The 18332-nt window shown below is 40.4% G+C and carries 16 protein-coding genes; 13 read left to right on the top strand and 3 right to left on the bottom strand.

Annotated elements, in window-relative coordinates; translation table 11 throughout:
* Positions 1-23: 23 nt before the first annotated feature.
* The 8 genes from tdh (at position 24) to EBQ12_RS19275 (ending at position 10395) form a co-directional block, all read left to right on the top strand.
* Positions 24-1088, top strand: a complete 1065-nt coding sequence (tdh, locus tag EBQ12_RS00975) for an L-threonine 3-dehydrogenase (RefSeq protein WP_057079520.1) — start codon at positions 24-26, stop codon at positions 1086-1088.
* The gene (locus EBQ12_RS00970; RefSeq protein ID WP_125588843.1) at positions 1085-2266 is read left to right on the top strand and encodes a glycine C-acetyltransferase; all 1182 of its coding nucleotides are present in this window, start codon (positions 1085-1087) and stop codon (positions 2264-2266) included. Before tdh ends, EBQ12_RS00970 begins: the two co-directional genes overlap by 4 nt.
* A gap of 158 nt (positions 2267-2424) precedes the next feature.
* The gene (gene miaB, locus EBQ12_RS00965; RefSeq protein WP_007499471.1) at positions 2425-3951 is read left to right on the top strand and encodes a tRNA (N6-isopentenyl adenosine(37)-C2)-methylthiotransferase MiaB; all 1527 of its coding nucleotides are present in this window, start codon (positions 2425-2427) and stop codon (positions 3949-3951) included.
* Position 3952: 1 nt separating this feature from the next.
* The gene (ricA, locus tag EBQ12_RS00960) at positions 3953-4387 is read left to right on the top strand and encodes a regulatory iron-sulfur-containing complex subunit RicA (protein ID WP_008344661.1); all 435 of its coding nucleotides are present in this window, start codon (positions 3953-3955) and stop codon (positions 4385-4387) included.
* A gap of 462 nt (positions 4388-4849) precedes the next feature.
* On the top strand, positions 4850-5395 hold the full coding sequence (gene cotE, locus EBQ12_RS00955; RefSeq protein WP_007499466.1) for an outer spore coat protein CotE: 546 nt from the start codon (positions 4850-4852) through the stop codon (positions 5393-5395).
* 124 nt (positions 5396-5519) lie between these two features.
* Positions 5520-8096, top strand: coding sequence for a DNA mismatch repair protein MutS (gene mutS, locus EBQ12_RS00950; RefSeq protein WP_125588841.1), 2577 nt, complete (start codon positions 5520-5522; stop codon positions 8094-8096).
* A 22-nt stretch (positions 8097-8118) separates the two neighbouring features.
* Positions 8119-10020 (top strand): DNA mismatch repair endonuclease MutL, encoded by a 1902-nt coding sequence (gene mutL, locus EBQ12_RS00945; RefSeq protein WP_125588839.1) that lies wholly within the window; start codon positions 8119-8121, stop codon positions 10018-10020.
* Positions 10021-10224: 204 nt separating this feature from the next.
* Positions 10225-10395: a hypothetical protein gene (locus EBQ12_RS19275; RefSeq protein ID WP_017359046.1), complete on the top strand. Its 171-nt coding sequence runs from the start codon at positions 10225-10227 to the stop codon at positions 10393-10395.
* A gap of 144 nt (positions 10396-10539) precedes the next feature.
* On the opposite strand, the gene bslA is transcribed toward EBQ12_RS19275, so the two are convergent.
* Both bslA and EBQ12_RS00935 read right to left on the bottom strand, forming a co-directional pair.
* Positions 10540-11076: a biofilm surface layer hydrophobin BslA gene (gene bslA, locus EBQ12_RS00940; protein WP_017359045.1), complete on the bottom strand. Its 537-nt coding sequence runs from the start codon at positions 11074-11076 to the stop codon at positions 10540-10542.
* A gap of 125 nt (positions 11077-11201) precedes the next feature.
* Positions 11202-11603 (bottom strand): hypothetical protein, encoded by a 402-nt coding sequence (locus EBQ12_RS00935; protein WP_008344023.1) that lies wholly within the window; start codon positions 11601-11603, stop codon positions 11202-11204.
* 590 nt (positions 11604-12193) lie between these two features.
* On the opposite strand from EBQ12_RS00935, the gene EBQ12_RS00925 reads away from it, so the two are divergent.
* From EBQ12_RS00925 to EBQ12_RS00915, 3 genes are all read left to right on the top strand, one after another.
* Positions 12194-12667 carry a CarD family transcriptional regulator gene (locus EBQ12_RS00925; RefSeq protein ID WP_007499456.1) on the top strand — a complete coding sequence of 158 codons (474 nt, stop codon included), beginning with the start codon at positions 12194-12196 and terminating at the stop codon, positions 12665-12667.
* A 314-nt stretch (positions 12668-12981) separates the two neighbouring features.
* The gene (locus EBQ12_RS00920; RefSeq protein ID WP_008344021.1) at positions 12982-13731 is read left to right on the top strand and encodes a poly-gamma-glutamate hydrolase family protein; all 750 of its coding nucleotides are present in this window, start codon (positions 12982-12984) and stop codon (positions 13729-13731) included.
* Between the two features lie 165 nt (positions 13732-13896).
* Positions 13897-15045, top strand: coding sequence for a Rap family tetratricopeptide repeat protein (locus EBQ12_RS00915; protein ID WP_125588835.1), 1149 nt, complete (start codon positions 13897-13899; stop codon positions 15043-15045).
* Positions 15046-15134: 89 nt separating this feature from the next.
* On the opposite strand, the gene EBQ12_RS00910 is transcribed toward EBQ12_RS00915, so the two are convergent.
* On the bottom strand, positions 15135-16460 hold the full coding sequence (locus EBQ12_RS00910; RefSeq protein ID WP_039166580.1) for a S8 family peptidase: 1326 nt from the start codon (positions 16458-16460) through the stop codon (positions 15135-15137).
* Between the two features lie 584 nt (positions 16461-17044).
* Here EBQ12_RS00910 and EBQ12_RS00905 point away from each other — a divergent pair.
* Entirely contained in the window at positions 17045-17779 is a 735-nt protein-coding gene (locus EBQ12_RS00905; protein ID WP_125588833.1) for a poly-gamma-glutamate hydrolase family protein, read from the top strand.
* Between the two features lie 77 nt (positions 17780-17856).
* Positions 17857-18309 (top strand): OsmC family protein, encoded by a 453-nt coding sequence (locus tag EBQ12_RS00900; protein WP_125588831.1) that lies wholly within the window; start codon positions 17857-17859, stop codon positions 18307-18309.
* Positions 18310-18332: the final 23 nt, after the last annotated feature.

Raw genomic sequence — 18332 nt, 5'->3', positions numbered from 1 at the left:
TTTTAACAAAGGGGTTGTACGTCATGTGTGGAACGATGAAAGCGATTGTTAAAAAAGAAAGCGCTTACGGAGCGGCGATGATGGAAATGCCGATTCCAGAAATAAGGGATCATGAAGTGCTTATCCAGGTAAAGGCTACATCGATATGCGGAACGGATGTGCATATTTATAATTGGGATGATTGGGCGAAGGGGAGAGTCAAAGCACCGTACATTTTTGGTCATGAATTCACAGGGGAAGTTGTCAAAACGGGGAACCAAGTCTCACGAGCAAAAGTAGGGGACTTTGTATCGGCTGAGACGCATATTGTCTGTAATCAGTGTTATATGTGTTTAACGGGTCAGCAGCATTTGTGCAGCGAAACGAAAATTTTAGGGGTCGACATTGATGGCTGTTTTGCTGAATATGTCAAAGTACCAGAACAAAATGTGTGGCATAATCCAGCTCAAATGCCAGTGGAACTTGCATCTATTCAAGAACCGCTTGGAAATGCTGTTCATACAGTTCTGCATACACCTGTTTCAGGAAAGTCAGTGGCGGTTTTTGGCTGCGGGCCCATTGGTTTAATGGCGATTGCGGTTGCAAAAGCCTCCGGGGCTGTCCAAGTGTTCGCTGTTGATAAAAATGAATACAGACTGGATCTTGCCCGTAAAATGGGTGCAGATCATATCGTGGATATCGGAAAAGATGATCCTGTTGCCATGATCAAGCAGCTCACGCGGATGGAAGGGGCAGACGTGATGTGTGAGATGTCAGGACATCCCGTTGCGATTAATCAAGCACTCGAAGCTTGTGCAAATGGAGGGAAAGTGAATATACTAAGTTTGCCAGAGCGGCCGGTAACCATTGACATTACGAATCAAATTGTTTTTAGGGGATTAACCGTGCAAGGGATCACGGGGAGAAAAATGTTTGAGACGTGGCGTCAAGTATCTGAACTTTTAAGAACGAATACCATTGATGTAAAGCCGGTTGTCACCCATACGCTGCCATTTGAAGATTTTGAAAAGGGATTTGAACTCATGAGAAATGGTACGTGCGGGAAGGTTGTACTGATCATGCCATCATATCAAAGGGGGACGAAATGATGAAAGAATTTACGTATTTACAAGATGAATTAGACACAATGAAGCAGCAAGGCACCCATCAAACACTGAAAGAAATCGATTCCAAACAATCTTCCACGGTGACATTAAATGAACAATCCGTCATACAACTCTCTTCAAATAACTACTTAGGTCTCACCTCACATCCAAGGCTGATGAAAGCGGCAAAAGAGGCGATTGATGAATTCGGTGCTGGAACAGGATCTGTACGAACCATTGCTGGAACGATGACAATGCATGAACGGCTTGAAAAAAAGCTAGCTGCTTTCAAAAAGACAGAGGCAGCCCTTGTATTCCAATCAGGCTTTACGACCAACCAAGGGGTCTTATCCAGTATTCTCACAAAAGATGATATTGTCATTTCAGATGAGCTGAACCATGCATCAATCATCGATGGGATTCGCTTAACAAAAGCAGATAAAAAAGTATATGCTCATTCTAATATGGAAGAGCTTGAGAAAATATTAAAGAAATCGATGAATTACCGCGTCCGTCTTATCGTGACAGATGGTGTGTTCTCAATGGATGGAGATATTGCACCGCTTCCTGAGATTGTAAGACTTGCAGAAGCATATGATGCCTTTGTGATGGTAGACGATGCCCATGCGTCTGGAGTACTTGGTGAAAATGGCCGCGGAACAGTGAATCATTTTCAACTTGACGGCAGAGTGCATATTCAGGTTGGCACACTTAGTAAGGCAGTTGGTGTGCTAGGCGGTTACGTCGCTGGTTCTGCGGTTTTAATCGACTATTTAAAGCATAAAGCAAGACCGTTTTTATTCAGCACCTCACATCCGCCGGCTGTCACAAGAGCCTGTGAAGAAGCCATTGAAGTGCTGTTAGACGAACCGGAACGCATTGAAACACTTTGGGAGAACGCGGCCTATTTTAAAGAAAAAGTCATCGATCTTGGATTTGAGGTGGCACCAACAGAAACGCCTATTATTCCAATGATGATTGGAGACGAGGCACTCACTTTCCGGTTTTCAAAAGCATTAATCGAGCGCGGCGTTTTCGCTCAAGGCATTGCTTTTCCAACTGTAGCGAAAGGAAAAGCGAGAATTAGAGCCATCATCACAGCAGAGCACACAAAAGAAGAGCTTGACCGTGCACTGACAATCATCGAAGAAGAAGCAAAAAAACTGAATATACTTGATTGAGAGAGCTGAGGCTCTCTTTTCTTTTGATCAAGAGTATTGATGACTGTCCAGATGAATAGACATTTTTCATAGAAAAAACACATATGAATTTATTTTCAATTCACGACAAAATAGTCTATACTGTAGGGTGGAGCTTGGTTTGAAAGGAGTACAAATTCATGAATGAAGAGCAGAGAAAAGCGAGCGGACAAGTAAGTTCATCGGACAAAAAATCCGAGAAGGACTACAGCCAATATTTTGAAGCTGTGTACATTCCGCCTTCCTTAAAAGATGCAAAAAAACGGGGTAAAGAAGAAGTCGAATACAATCAATTTCAAATTGACGAGCGGTTTCAAGGGTTAGGGAACGGCCGCAAGTTTTATATTCGCACATATGGCTGTCAAATGAATGAGCATGACACAGAAGTGATGGCTGGTATTTTTATGGCGCTTGGTTATGAACCAACAAATTCAACTGAAGATGCGAATGTCATCTTATTAAACACTTGTGCCATTCGTGAGAATGCAGAAAACAAAGTGTTTGGAGAGCTTGGTCATTTAAAAGCATTAAAGCGTGAAAAGCCAGATTTAATCTTAGGCGTCTGCGGATGCATGTCACAAGAAGAATCTGTCGTTAACCGTATTTTAAAGAAACACCCATTTGTTGACTTGATTTTCGGTACCCACAACATTCACCGCCTGCCAGAGCTATTATCTGAATGCTACCTGTCAAAAGAAATGGTCATTGAGGTTTGGTCTAAAGAAGGCGATGTGATTGAAAATCTTCCGAGAGCCCGCCAAGGAAAAATTAAGGGCTGGGTGAATATTATGTACGGTTGTGATAAATTCTGTACATATTGTATCGTCCCTTACACGCGCGGGAAGGAAAGAAGCCGCCGTCCGGATGAAATTATTCAAGAGGTCAGACGCTTAGCAGCAGAAGGATATAAAGAAATTACCCTTCTTGGTCAAAACGTGAATGCGTATGGAAAAGATTTTGAAGACATGGAATATGGTCTTGGTCACCTCATGGATGAGCTGCGTAAAATCGATATTCCACGTATCCGTTTTACAACAAGCCACCCGCGTGACTTTGATGATCACTTAATTGAAGTGCTTGCCAAAGGCGGAAACCTTCTCGACCATATTCATTTGCCGGTTCAATCAGGAAGTTCTTCTGTGCTGAAACTCATGGCAAGAAAATACGATCGTGAACGTTACCTTGACCTAGTGCGTAAAATCAAAGAGGCAATGCCAAATGCTTCATTAACAACGGACATTATCGTTGGGTTCCCAAATGAAACAGATGAGCAGTTTGAAGAGACGCTTTCCCTCTATCGTGAGGTTGAGTTTGATGCGGCTTATACGTTCATTTACTCTCCAAGAGAAGGAACACCCGCAGCCAATATGAAAGACAACGTGCCAATGCGTGTAAAAAAAGAACGTCTGCAGCGCCTGAATGCACTCGTAAATGAAATTTCTGCGAAAAAAATGAAGGAATATGAAGGGCAGACTGTCGAAGTATTAGTAGAGGGTGAAAGTAAAAACAACCCTGAGATCCTAGCCGGATATACAAGTAAAAGCAAGCTTGTGAATTTTAAAGCACCAAAAGAAGCGATTGGCAACATCGTCAAAGTGAAAATCACACAAGCCAAAACTTGGTCTCTTGACGGAGAAATGGTTGGAGAAGCTATCGAGGTGAATTAAAATGACGCTTTATTCAAAGAAAGAGATTGTCGAGCGCGCAAGAGAGCTCGCGAAAATGATTTCTGAAACAGAAGAAGTTGATTTCTTCAAAAAAGCAGAAGCGCAAATCAATGAAAATACAAAAATTGCAGCGATCATTAATCAAATTAAGGCGCTTCAAAAGCAAGCTGTGAATTTAAAGCATTATGGCAAACATGAAGCCTTAAAACAAGTGGAAGAAAAAATTGATGCCCTGCAAGAAGAACTGGATGAGATCCCAGTGATTCAAGAATTCAAAGAATCACAAACAGAGGTTAATTCCCTGCTTCAGCTTGTAGCGCACACGATTTCTAATCAAGTAACGGATGAAATCATTCTTTCAACCGGCGGTGACCTTTTATTAGGAGAAACCGGTTCAAAAGTGAAAAACTCATCCCCAAGTTGCTCCATTAAATGAGAAAACCCCGCAGATGCGGGGTTTTTTGTTTGTGTATTCTTATCTATATTTGTTATTTGTAGTTTAAAGGCTGTGACATCAACAATTTGTTGACGCCACAGCCCCTATTTTATTTTATATGGTTAGTTTATTTCTTTATGAAATACCTAATACGAGTTAAAAAAAGTAAAAATTTTTTGATATTCATTTTAATCTTTAATTCTAAACGAAAATTTATATTAATTTTTATATATAGCCACTCCTAAAGGGACTGTGACTTCATTATTAAATCACATCTTTCAGCTTCCATCAACCCCAATCTCTCACTCTCCAACTTTTCCAATTTTCAAGGCAAGTTTATGGGCGACCATGCATACACTGAAACAGAAATGAATTTAATTGAACATGAGACTCAAAATCGTGACACACTAGACGAATGCCCAGCATAAGATAAAACGATCAAGAACAAGGAGGCATGCCGGAATGTCTGAATACAGAGAAATTATTACAAAAGCGGTGGTTGCAAAAGGGAGGAAATTTACCCAAAGCACACACACCATTTCTCCATCGCAAAAACCAACCAGCATCCTAGGCGGTTGGATCATTAATCATAAGTATGATGCTGAAAAGGTCGGTAAAACAGTTGAGATTGAAGGTACATTTGATATTAACGTGTGGTATTCTTACGCAGACAACACGAAAACCGAAGTGGTCACAGAACGTGTAAAATATGTAGATATCATCAAACTGAGATATAAAGATAAAAACTTCCTTGATGATGAGCACGAAGTGATTGCGAAAGTCTTGCAGCAGCCCAATTGCTTAGAAGTGACCATTTCTCCAAATGGCAATAAAATTGTCGTTCAAGCAGAGCGTGAATTCATTGCTGAAGTAGTAGGGGAAACCAAAATTGTTGTAGAAGTCAATTCAAGCTGGAAAGAAAAAGATGATCACGAATGGGAAGAAGAGGTGGATGAGGAATTAGAAGATATTCATCCAGAATTCCTCGCGGGTGATCCAGAAGAGTAATTGATGACTAGGGCGCATATCCCCCTAGTTTTTTTGTGCCTTGATCTAGGGAAAAAAGGTGAATTTTTATGCTATAATGAAAGATGGTATGAATTCGAAAGTAATATAGTGAGGGATTAGAAATATGGCAAGTTATACGCCCATGATACAGCAATATTTAAAGATCAAGGCAGATTACCAAGATGCCTTTTTATTTTTTCGCTTAGGCGATTTTTATGAAATGTTTTTTGATGATGCAAAAGAAGCAGCACAAGAATTAGAAATTACGTTAACGAGCAGGGATGGCGGCACGATTCCAATGTGTGGTGTTCCATATCATTCTGCGTCTGCATACATAGAACAACTGATTGAAAAAGGCTATAAAGTCGCCATTTGTGAGCAGGTGGAAGACCCTAAAACGGCAAAAGGTGTGGTCAAAAGAGAGGTCGTTCAACTGATTACACCAGGTACGGTCATGGATGGCAAAGGACTGAATGAAAACGAAAATAACTTTATCGCGTCTGTTTCCAGCTTTCAAAATGGCTACGGTCTTGCGCTTTCCGATTTATCAACAGGTGAAAACATGGTGGCTTTCATTGAACGGTTAGATGAAGTTGTGTCTGAAATTTATTCTGTCGGTGCAAAAGAGATTGTGGTATCAAAGCAGCTCGATGAAGAAACGGTGAAAACCCTGAAGGAACGCTGCCAAGCGACCATCTCATACGAAGATAGCGCTGAATTAATAGATGAAGCTGAACGACTCGTTTCTCATCTTGACGAACATCTGAAAAGAGCATTTTTAACACTCTATGCATACTTAAGAAGAACGCAAAAAAGGAGTCTTGATCATCTTCAGCAAGTTCAAGAGTTTCAGCTTGAACAAACGATGAAAATTGATCTTTACTCAAAGCGAAACCTTGAATTAACAGAAACCATCCGTTCAAAAAGCAAGAAGGGTTCTTTATTATGGCTATTAGATGAAACAAAAACGGCAATGGGCGGAAGATTGCTGAAGCAATGGGTCGATCGTCCGCTCATCCGCCTTTCACAAATCAAAGAACGCCAGGAAATGGTGCAAATTTTGATGGAACATTTCTTTGAGCGAGAGGATCTGCGAGAACGTTTAAAGCAAGTGTATGATCTTGAACGTCTAGCAGGCCGTGTGGCATTTGGAAATGTGAATGCCCGTGATCTTATTCAATTGAAAGAATCTCTCAAGCAAGTGCCGGCTATTAAAGAGCTTGTCCATTCTCTCCCAGAGGGTATGGCGAAATCTAGAGCAAATGACATTGACCCATGCGGTGATTTACTTAATTTATTAGAAGATGCTCTTTATGAGAATCCGCCGATGACGTTAAAAGAAGGCAATTTGATTAAAGATGGCTACAATGAAAAATTAGATGAATATCGTGATGCGAGCCGAAACGGGAAAGATTGGATCGCTCGTCTTGAACAGCAAGAAAGAGAATATACAGGCATTCGATCGTTGAAAGTCGGCTTTAATAAAGTGTTTGGCTACTATATCGAAGTGACCCGTGCAAATACGCATTTATTAGAAGAAGGCCGTTATGAAAGAAAACAAACCCTTGCCAATGCAGAGCGGTATATTACACCTGAATTGAAAGAAAAAGAAGCCCTTATTCTTGAGGCGGAATCAAATATTAGTGAATTGGAATATGAACTATTTTCTGCGCTTCGGGAACAAGTAAAAGCCTATATTCCTAGATTACAGTTGCTCGCAAAACAAATGAGTGAGCTTGATGCGCTGCAATGCTTTGCCACTGTGAGTGAAAAACGGCGTTATGTTCGCCCTGAATTTTCATCAGATGAAGTGGAAGTCATTGATGGTCGTCATCCTGTTGTTGAAAAAGTGATGGATCATCAAGAGTATGTGCCGAATGACTGCCAAATGGGCAAAGGGAGACAAACCTTGCTCATTACTGGTCCGAATATGTCAGGGAAAAGCACATATATGAGACAAATGGCATTGATATCGATTCTTGCGCAAATTGGCTGTTTTGTGCCAGCATCAAAGGCAACCCTTCCGATTTTTGATCAAATCTTTACACGTATTGGGGCGGCAGATGATTTGATTTCTGGTCAAAGTACTTTTATGGTAGAGATGCTCGAAGCAAAAAATGCGATGGTACATGCGACAAAGAACAGTTTGATTTTATTTGATGAAATTGGACGCGGGACAAGCACTTATGATGGAATGGCTCTTGCACAGGCAATCATTGAATTTGTGCATGATCATATTGGTGCCAAAACCCTTTTCTCCACTCATTATCATGAACTGACGGTACTGGAATCCCAATTAAGCGAACTGAAAAATGTCCACGTACGAGCAGAAGAACATGAAGGGACAGTTGTTTTCTTACATCAAATCAAAGAAGGAGCAGCAGATAAAAGCTACGGCATCCATGTAGCGCAGCTTGCTGAACTGCCTGATGCGATCATTGATCGAGCCCAGACCATCTTAACGGAGCTTGAGAGCGGATCACATGAAGTGATTCCGAGCGTCTCTAAAGCCCCGAAACAAGAAATGGCTGAGGAAAAACAGCAGCTTTCTTTCTTTGAAGTGGAAGAAAAACCGCAAACAAAACCTGTGCTGAAAAACAAAGATCAAGCAGTGATCGAAGAATTGAAGTCATTTAATTTAATGGATATGACACCGCTTGAAGCGATGACAAAGCTATATGAATTGCAAAAGAAATTATAATGTAAGGTGAGGTGAGCAAGAAATGGCAAAGATTATTCAGTTATCCGATGACCTATCAAATAAAATTGCAGCTGGTGAAGTGGTCGAACGCCCGGCTTCTGTTGTGAAGGAGCTCGTGGAAAATGCGATCGATGCTAGTAGTACTGTCATTGAAATCGATGTAGAAGAAGCAGGACTTTCTTCTATTAGAATTATTGATAATGGGGTGGGAATCGATGCTGAAGATTGTAAGCTCGCCTTTCAGCGTCATGCGACGAGTAAAATCAAAGATGAAAATGATCTGTTTCGTGTCAGGACGCTCGGTTTCAGGGGGGAGGCCTTGCCAAGTATTGCCTCCGTCTCTCACTTAGAAATGAAGACAAGTACCGGTGAAGGTGCTGGAACACACTTAGCTCTCCAAGGCGGGAAGATCATTTCGGAGAAAAAAACCACTGGCCGTCGCGGCACCGAAATTGTGGTCACCAATTTATTTTATAATACGCCAGCCCGTCTAAAATACATGAAAACGGTTCATACGGAGCTTGGCAACATTTCTGATGTTGTGAACCGAATTGCACTTGCTCATCCAGAAGTGTCGATTCGTTTGCGACATCAAGGAAAAGTGCTGCTTCAAACAAATGGAAACGGAGATGTGCGGCATGTGCTTGCGGCCATTTATGGAACGGCAGTGGCCAAAAAAATGCTGCCACTACATGTACAATCACTTGATTTTGAAGTGAAAGGCTATATTTCCTTACCAGAAGTGACAAGGGCATCACGTAATTATATGTCTTCTGTTGTCAACGGTAGATATGTCAAGCATTTCCCGCTGGTGAAAGCCATTCATGAAGGATACCATACACTGCTCCCGATCGGACGCCATCCGATTACATTTATTGAGATGAAGATGGATCCCATTTTAGTCGATGTGAACGTACATCCTTCTAAACTTGAAGTCAGACTAAGTAAAGAGCAAGAACTTCATGAGTTGATCAAACAAGGGATTAAGGACGTCTTTCAAAAGCAACAGCTCATTCCAAGTGCTTCAGTGCCAAAAAAAGCACCAATGCCAGCAGTGAAAAATGAGCAACAGTCCTTATCTTTTGATTCTAAACAAACAATGAAAAGCCGAATGGAAACACCTGTTTCCTATGAGCCGGACTCACTCGCATCGGCTGTATACGAGACCAGTCAGAACGACACATACGGGGTGCGTGAACCGGAAAGTACGGAAGCGCCTTTACCAGCATCGTCTGAAGAAACGTTTGACCATGTATATGTAGAGGAATCTGCAGCTTCGCATGAACAACATGACGAAGTGATACTGGAAGACAGTGCAGCCCAGCATCAGGCTGAAAGTGAACGTGTCCCTGTGATGTATCCGATTGGACAAATGCATGGAACGTATATTTTGGCCCAAAATGAACGCGGTCTTTATATCATCGATCAGCACGCTGCCCAAGAGCGAATCAAGTATGAGTACTTTCGTGAAAAGGTAGGAGACATTGAACAGGAAGTGCAAGAAATGCTTGTTCCATTAACCTTTCACTACTCAAAAAACGATATGTTGATTATTGAAGAGCATATCGATATTTTAGCAAAAGTAGGGGTCTTCTTAGAGCCATTCGGATCAGGTAGCTATATCGTTCGATCGCATCCGCAGTGGTTTCCTAAAGGGGAAGAGGCTGAACTCATCGAAGAAATCATTCAGCAAGTACTTGATGAAAAGCGTGTGGATATCAAGAAACTGAGAGAAGAAGCGGCGATCATGATGAGCTGTAAAGGCTCGATTAAAGCAAATCGTCATTTGCGTAACGATGAAATCAAAGCCTTATTAGATGAACTCCGGCAAACACAAGACCCATTTACATGTCCGCATGGCCGGCCGATTATGATTCATCATTCCACTTATGAAATGGAAAAGATGTTTAAACGGGTGATGTAGCAGGATTTTAGCTGGTGGGTGAATCGGTTTGCCCACCAATTAATTTTTCAATCCGATAGTCTGTTTCGTGTTGTTGTGATGTGAAGATAAACACCCGCTGTCATGTTGTAAGGATAACCCCTTTCCTCAAATGGATAGGGGTTTTTGTTATTTGGTTATACGATTAGGTGAAGCGTGATATGATTGTAAAAAGGAGGGAATATGATGACATTTAAAAAAGCGTTCAATATAGGTTACTTTGTTTTGCTTTTATCTTTTTTTGTCGTATATTTTTTGCTTCCAGTCGATCAACTATTTACCGCAATGATGATTCTAACCTTACTATTTGGCGTATATCAATTTGTGATTTTTAAAAAACTAAAAGAGCAAAAATAACAATAAAAAACGCCATATATGGGTTTGCCAACTAATGATGACAGACCATCATGAGATATGGTGTAACAATTATATAAAATGCAGTAAGCACAGTGGCAAGAGATGTAATAAATGAGAAAAAGCGCTCTAAGAGCGCTTTTTTGTTTAGCATCCGCAAGGATTTGGCGGTGTGACGACAACTGGCCGTTTATTAATATCAATCGTATCCTCTGCATAAAATGTGGAACCGATGCTGATCGCACGATTTTCTGCGCGGAACGTATATGTACCTGCAGCAGGAAGTACTTTATGAGAAAGTTGTAATGTATATTGGGAACTTCCGAATAAATCGAAACGAGCTGGAATGCGAACAGTTTTTCCATTGTTCAAAATGTAACTGTCTTTTAAAGCTTTTCCGTTGATAATATCTTTTGTTGTGGCTTGAAAACCTGCTGGTAAAGTAAATTCAACTGCACCAATACTTAGAACAGAATTTGGACGGTAAGTCAGGTCAATGTCAGAAAAAGACCATTCTTGTTTACTTGCTCCTGTGATTTTTGCATAAAGTGCAGCTGGCCTTGCATTCGTTGAAGCTTTGCCTTCCTCTGTTTTAGCCCCTTCAGCTGATGCGGCTAGCGGTACTGAGAGTGCCATGACCAATGTCAGCATCCCCATCATAATGATTGTCCATGTTTTCTTCATTTCTTCCTTCCCCCTTGGTTGATTATAGGTAAATAATAGATGATTACATCCATTATTTACCTATAAGGTTACCATATTCCTATATGTCATTAAATGGTATTTTATACCCTTATTTTGCTTGTTTTTTAGTAATAACGGGGTAGAAATGCATTTGGTTGGTTCATTCCGTAAGCATTTCCTGTCATATGATGATTTGCTGGCATCATCATTTGCATATCATGATAGCCGTATGGCTGGTGGGGAGCCATACCATAACCGCCGTAGTGACCGAAGTGATGGTGATCGTTCATCTGTACATTTGAATAGGGATCATACTGCTTCGTAAAAGGGGAATAGGCTGAATGATGATGCGGGTGGTGTCCGCTATAAGCATCTTTTTTACCGGTATGATAATGATTTGGCATATTCATATGGTCATGCATGTTTGGTGCGATCATATGCTCATGATTGGCTGTATACACATTTTCAAACGTGTGATAGGGATTTCCTTGATGGTAATGGTTGGTTTGGTTATTCATATTATTCATTTTGTATCTCATCCTTTTTTTCAGGTTGCCATATCCTATGAGCTGCACCTGTTTCATGAGCCTATCCATATGAAAGAAAAGAACGACATGTAACAAAAAAACCGGCTTTTCAGCCGGGAAAACAAAAAGCAGGTGTAGCGTCAAACACTAAAATGAGAAGCTATGTCTTTTTCTACGACGCTTCTTACATCTGCTGCAGACACTTTTAGGAAAATAATGGGGATCGTAGCTTCTTGACGTATCCCAAAAATCGCTCTCAAACCAATCATCTTTTTTATGATAAAACTTCTTTTTTTCACACGGATCCATATGGTGATGATCGTCATGCTTTTTATAGCATTTTGAGTGGGAATGTTTGCTCTTGCATTTGCACATTGTCATCCCTCCTAAATGTGACTCAATGCTAGTATATGCAAGAAAGGTGTACGAGGACTGGATGGTGGCGCTCCTTTTGTAAAAAAAGGCTAATTCTTTAAAAACTCAAATAAAAAGAATTGACTAGTGCTAAATTAACATGATAAAATATAAATTTTTATCCTCTGCTGAAATGTGTTATAATGATATTGTGAATACTTTCGGAGGTGGCGGATTTGTTTCAAATAGGTGATAAAATTGTTTATCCAATGCATGGAGCCGGTGTGATTGAAGGAATGGAAGAAAAAGAGATTTTAGGTAAGACGCAGGAATATTTTCTGATTCAAATGCCGAATATGCAGATGATGGTCCCAAAAGGCAGAATCAATCAACTAGGTATACGTCCGGTAGCTGATCAAGCTACGCTGAAAGTTGTGATGAACAATTTTGCAGAAGAAACAAACGACGACACGCTTACTTGGAAGCAAAGATATGATGAAAATCTGAAAAAGCTAAAAACAGGTTCGATTGAAGATGGCGCAGACGTTGTCAAAGATCTGATGAGACGTAATCAGAAAAAAGCCTTAAATTCTAGTGAAAAGAAGATGCTTGAAGATGCACGGGGCATGTTAGTGAGCGAAATTTCACTTGCACAAGGCATGTCGCAAGATGAAGTGCTGACAGCATTAGAGAATGAATTAAGAGTTTAATGCTGGATATACAGAGACTGGCTGTAAACAGAAGGAGACATTCCTTTTGTTTACAGCTTTTTTATTTGAAAAAAGATGAAAATTCCCAATTTTGTAGGTGTTTTTGACTAAAACTAAAATGAGGTCATAGGATTTAGTTTTTACTTGCACATGAACCGTTTTAAAGAAGCCGAAAATACCTAAGGCAACATAAAAAAACAGGTAAGTTCTCCTGATTCATGAAAAGGAGCCGGACATTCTTTGAATTCTTTTAGCGATTGATAGTAAAATAATGCGATAAGATGACATCGAAGAGAATGAAAAGGAGCGGTGAAATGAAAAGACTACTCATAAGTGGATTCATCTTTCTCATCCTGTGTGCTCTTTTAATGGTGAAATGCAGCCATTCTATCCAAGAAAATAAAGAGCAAAAACAACATCATGAAGAAGTAGAAAAGTATAAGAAAGAGCGAAAAAAAGGGGATCAATATGAAAGTTTTAAGCAGCTTATACGGCATGAAAGAGACGGCTATGAGATAGAGTTTCATGAAAAAGGGGGAAGTGACTTACTTGTCTTTTCTCCTCACGGCGGCGAAATTGAACCAGGAACAAGTGAAATTGTAGAAGCATTTGAAAAGAAGTACTCTACGTATTTATTTGAAGGGACAAAACAAGACAACAATCGTGACTTGCATATCACTAGTACAAAATTCGATGAACCGATTTTGGTTCAAATGATTAAAACATATCCCTTTTCTATATCTATCCACGGCTATAAAAGTGATAGAAGACATACACTTGTGGGCGGGACAAACGAAAAAATGCAAGAAGCGGTTGTGCGAGAACTAAAAGACCGGGGCTTCTCCGCAGAGCTCGTGCAAAAAGGCGAGCGCCTCTCTGGTACGGATCCAAACAACATTAATAATCAAAATGCCAGTGGCGAAAGTGTCCAATTAGAAATTAGTACGGCGCAGAGAAAAGCCTTTTTTGACAACTTTGATACAAGAAAAGGAAAGAAAAAAGCATTTAGTCGCTATGTCAGTGGTTTAAAAGAAGTGCTTAGAGAATTCGACCCTTCTTCGTAGAAAAAAGGTTTTGATGGGCAAAAGTACTCTCTTTAAACTTGGTAAAAAAGATAGAAATGTGCAAAATCAACATAAAATATGAAATAAATGACAATTTGCCTTAAAATCATAAATTATGTAAAATAATAGTTATCAGTTTGATATGATAGAATGGGGCTGAAGTGGATGGCACACAAAATACCATCTTCCGAAGTAGGTGTAAAAATCAATCAATGGTACACACATATTTGCAAATTTGAAGTTGATCAGGCAAACGATATGAAGCGCCTTGTTGAAGAAGACATTCATGAGATGGAAGAAGATCAAGATTTATTACTCTATTATTCTCTCATGGATTTTCGTCATCAAATGATGCTTCAGCACTTAACGCCAGTCCATGCAGGGAATGAATCGCTTCAAGCGGTTTCTTTTCCAAAAGAAATTGAAGAGGCAGAAGATGAGATGACGGGTTTATTGGGTTATTACTTTCATTTTTTTCATGGAATGTATGCATTTACCCAGCACCGGTATATCGAAGCCATTTCCTATTATAAGCATGCGGAACATCAGCTGATCTTAGTGACCGATGAGATCGAAAAAGCGGAATTTTATTATAAAATTGCTGAAGTATACTATCATATGAAACAAACCTATTTTTCTATGCATTATGCGAAAAAAGCGAGAGACATCTATAAGAAACATCAGCTTTATGGAAAAAGAAGCATTCAATGCGATTTTGTGATGGCAGGTAATTGGATTGATGTAAGTCAGCATCAAAAAGCGCTCCCGTATTTAGAAAAGGCTTTAAAAGTGTGTGAAGCAATGGAAAGAAAAGAATGCACATCTTATTTTAAGGCGATGGCCCTCAATAACTTAGGAACTTGTCATTATAGTATGGGAACCTACCATACAGCGACGGTCTTCTTTGAACAAGCCATTTCACTTTATCAAAAAGATCAAGCTGCAATGATGATCAAATCATTGTTTTCACTGGCTCTTACTTGTTTTAAACTCGAAGATATGGAGCGAGCGAGTGAGGCTATAAAGGAAGGCATGAATCAGGCATCTATATTGGGAGATGAAATTTATCAATTGAAATTCCAATTTTTACAGGCACTCTATATAGAAACAGACAGCTCTGAACAATTGAGGTCAGCCCTTTTGGGACTACGAAACAAAAAAATGTTTGCTGATTTAGAGGAATTGGCACTTGATGCGGCTAATTATTATAAGGAACGCGACATGTACAAGGAATCTTCCACTTTTTTTGAAATTGTGATCGAAGCGCGTACGCACATTCAAAAAGGAGATGAGATGTATGAGAACGAAGCATAACATGTCAGCTGCTCAAGTAGAAGAAAGACTTCACACATAAAAACAGACAAAACAACACCCTTTACGAAAAACGTAAAGGGCTTTTTTATTTATTCTTGGATTGCTTTTTCTGCGTCGATGGCACCTGCTCCGTAAATCATTGGGTCCTCTCCAGACCACTTGCTTGTATTTTCTTTTAATAAAGTTTTGACTTCATCAGGTGTTAAATCTGGTGAATGCTCTAATAATAGTGCGCAGATACCGGCACAAATGGGTGTCGCCATCGAAGTGCCAGATAACGTCGTATAATCATCATCGACTCTACTTGATTTATCTAGTTTATCTAGGAATGATCTTGGTGATCTAAGAGAGACGATATTGACTCCTGGTGCGAGGAGGTCGGGCTTTGTTTCACCGTAGACCGTTGGACCTCTGCTCGAAAATGGTGCCACGACATCGTCACTTGATTCTGGCGTATTTCGATCATCATAGGCTCCGACCGTAATGACTTTTTGACTCACGGCAGGGCTTGCGATTGTTTGACTGTTAGGACCGGAGTTCCCAGCAGCAACGCATACGACAATCCCTTGATCCCAAGCTGCATTGACAGCGCGCACCATCGGATCGTCTTGTTCGTCATCATAACGCTGCGCATCGCCGCCAAGCGACATACTGATAATGTGAATTGGGTCATCAGGATGGTCTTCGTTGAATTGTATGCACCACTCAACACCTTCTATAATAGTAGAAAGTGATCCAGCGCCTTGTTTATTTAACACTTTTACCCCAATGATATTGGCTTTTGGAGCGGGTCCTTTGTATAAGCCGTCTGAAGCAGCTCCGTCTCCAGCCACATCCCCAGCGCAATGCGTTCCATGACCGTTATCATCATAAGGTTTCGTTTTTTGTTTGACTAAATCTACAAAGTCGCGAATTCTTCCATCTAAGTCCTCATGTGGGTATACGCCTGTGTCAACGACCGCAACCGTAATGCCTTCACCGGTTAAGGTCGTGCCATTTCGGACGACTTCATCCGCATGACTTGATTGTGTCGCCACATCCAGCAGTGCATGTACCTGTCTGTCTAAATATATTTTGCGAATATGCTCCCCATTTGCTAAGAGTTCCTCTAAAGCAGCAGGGGTAAGATCAGCTGCGCAGCAATTAATATGTGAAAAATGTTTTTTGATGTTTGTTTTTCTGCTTTTTTTCATTAGCTGCTTTGTGCTTTGAATACCTGCTTCAACTGCATCTTCTTTAAATTCAATGATGACCCGAAGCTTCTTGCTCTTCTTTAACCTTCCTTCAAAAAAACGATGAAGAAAACAAGGCGTCCACTTAAAAGGCTTATAGAGGTGAAGGACGGTCTCTCTTAAAGGCTGATCCAATTTACTAGCATGTGTTCTGACCATTTGTACCATGGAAAATCCAAACATGTGATGCCCTCCATTCTAGCTATCCATTCTCGTACACTCTTACGTTATGAACATGACAGCATCTTTGTTCGGATTCTTGTCCCTTCTTTTGTTCATATTGGCGGCTGACTCATTCCCTTTAAAAAGAAAAGCGCTTACATTTTGTAAAATAATAGAAAAAGGTGGAAATCATATCAAAACTGCCGATGATAGGTGGGAGAGTTCTTCTTAGAGAACCAGTAAAACAGAGGATTCTGCAGAAAAAAGGGGGGGTCTAGACAGGGTCAATGCTCATACAAATGTGATTCATTCCAGATGAAAAAAACCAAATCAGCATAAAAAAAAGACGAATTAAAGAAAACAGACTGGGTAGGACTAGGTCATTTTAAACATAACTTCATTTGTTTGTCATACTATTCTAACTCTGTTTTCAATCAGGAGAGGCGTTTCTGTGTATATAAATGCAATTATCTTATTTTTGAGGAATCTCATGATCTAGAGTGTTATGATCAAATTTGAAGAGAAAATGTGGAAAAAATGAAAAGAAATGATGATTCAATATTAATCATAGAAACGGCTTAGAAATCTGTTAAAGGAGAACGGGAATGAAGAAGTTTTTTGCTTTGCTTCTCCTGCTTGTCATCGGATGGGGCGTCTATTATACCATGCAAGCACAGGAACATGATGAGCCAGTGTCATCAGGTGGAGAAGACGAAAGCGGTTCAAATGATATGTATCGCAATTTTAAAGAACTGGAAGAGAATGAATCAACAGATCATTATCAAATTACATCCAATCCAGTGCCTGGCAGCCGTCTTCTAGTGATGTCGCCTCATGGCGGGAGAATCGAAGGCGGCGTTAGTGAGATTGTCCATTTTTTTGATAACGATTTTTCTACGTACTTATTTGAAGGTTTTAGAGAAAATGCATCAGAACTTCATATTACAAGTACAAACTTCGATGAACCAATCGGAGTCGCACAGGCAAAAGCACATGATTATGTCTTAGCTGTTCATGGTTATAAAGGGGAGCCGGGAATTGACCACACCCTTGTTGGCGGAACAGACTATGATCGTGCAGAGAAAATTGTGAACTCATTAGAGCGGAATGGATTTTCTGCTGAACTGGCTGTCGCACACGCAACCCTGAGCGGAACAAGCAATCATAATATTAATAATCTTACAAAAACAGGGCAAAGTGTACAGCTAGAGATTAGTAGAAGTCAGCGTGAAGCTTTATTTGACAGTTTTGACTTTCGGCGGCGGTCCAGTACAAAAAATGAGACGTTCTACCGGTATGTCAGGGCGATTCGGACAGTGCTTGATGAGGAATATACATAAAAATGGTGCACATGTTAAGACAAGCAGCGTGAATTCTTGTTACACTATAAAAAGTGATAACAAAAGGAGAGACAGATATGGCGCGTCATCATTTTCATCTTCAGGCAAGCTGGCCTGGTCTGCGTAACGATGTGGGGACAATCGAATGTGAACAGTTAAAGACGACGGAGATTTCCATTCCAAAAGAAATGGATGGACCGGGTATTGGAACAAATCCAGATGAGATGCTTCTAGGTGCAGCGGCCACATGTTATATCATTACACTTGCAGCCATGATGGAGCGGAGTCAATTAGAGAAAGAGGATTTATCGATGAGCTCTGAGGCAGTTGTCGATGTGACAAACGGTGTGTTTACATATGAGAAAATCATTCATCGTCCTGTCATCATTCTCAAAGAGTCTGCTACTGCTCAGGACATAGAACGAGCTCGTAAGCTTGCACATAAAGCGGAAAGCTCATGTATGATCTCAAGAGCTGTGCAAGGGAATGTCCATATTTCCTTAGAAGAAACCATCAAAGCTGGTTATTAAGATAAAAAAGTCATTTTCTCTTG

Source organism: Bacillus sp. 2B09 (assembly GCF_003946835.1).
GTDB classification, from domain to species: Bacteria; Bacillota; Bacilli; order Bacillales; family Bacillaceae; genus Bacillus; species Bacillus altitudinis.
The sequence above is the reverse complement of the archived record's forward strand: the minus strand, read 5'-3'. Positions and strand labels throughout refer to the sequence as shown.

Excerpts from the sequence above, each read along its gene's own strand:
- tdh (WP_057079520.1), top strand. The coding sequence starts at position 24 with ATGTGTGGAACGATGAAAGCGATTGTTAAAAAAGAAAGCGCTTACGGA.
- EBQ12_RS00970 (WP_125588843.1), top strand. The coding sequence starts at position 1,085 with ATGATGAAAGAATTTACGTATTTACAAGATGAATTAGACACAATGAAG.
- miaB (WP_007499471.1), top strand. The coding sequence starts at position 2,425 with ATGAATGAAGAGCAGAGAAAAGCGAGCGGACAAGTAAGTTCATCGGAC.
- ricA (WP_008344661.1), top strand. The coding sequence starts at position 3,953 with ATGACGCTTTATTCAAAGAAAGAGATTGTCGAGCGCGCAAGAGAGCTC.
- cotE (WP_007499466.1), top strand. The coding sequence starts at position 4,850 with ATGTCTGAATACAGAGAAATTATTACAAAAGCGGTGGTTGCAAAAGGG.
- mutS (WP_125588841.1), top strand. The coding sequence starts at position 5,520 with ATGGCAAGTTATACGCCCATGATACAGCAATATTTAAAGATCAAGGCA.
- mutL (WP_125588839.1), top strand. The coding sequence starts at position 8,119 with ATGGCAAAGATTATTCAGTTATCCGATGACCTATCAAATAAAATTGCA.
- EBQ12_RS19275 (WP_017359046.1), top strand. The coding sequence starts at position 10,225 with ATGACATTTAAAAAAGCGTTCAATATAGGTTACTTTGTTTTGCTTTTA.
- bslA (WP_017359045.1), bottom strand. The coding sequence starts at position 11,076 with ATGAAGAAAACATGGACAATCATTATGATGGGGATGCTGACATTGGTC.
- EBQ12_RS00935 (WP_008344023.1), bottom strand. The coding sequence starts at position 11,603 with ATGAATAATATGAATAACCAAACCAACCATTACCATCAAGGAAATCCC.
- EBQ12_RS00920 (WP_008344021.1), top strand. The coding sequence starts at position 12,982 with ATGAAAAGACTACTCATAAGTGGATTCATCTTTCTCATCCTGTGTGCT.
- EBQ12_RS00915 (WP_125588835.1), top strand. The coding sequence starts at position 13,897 with ATGGCACACAAAATACCATCTTCCGAAGTAGGTGTAAAAATCAATCAA.
- EBQ12_RS00910 (WP_039166580.1), bottom strand. The coding sequence starts at position 16,460 with ATGTTTGGATTTTCCATGGTACAAATGGTCAGAACACATGCTAGTAAA.
- EBQ12_RS00905 (WP_125588833.1), top strand. The coding sequence starts at position 17,045 with ATGAAGAAGTTTTTTGCTTTGCTTCTCCTGCTTGTCATCGGATGGGGC.
- EBQ12_RS00900 (WP_125588831.1), top strand. The coding sequence starts at position 17,857 with ATGGCGCGTCATCATTTTCATCTTCAGGCAAGCTGGCCTGGTCTGCGT.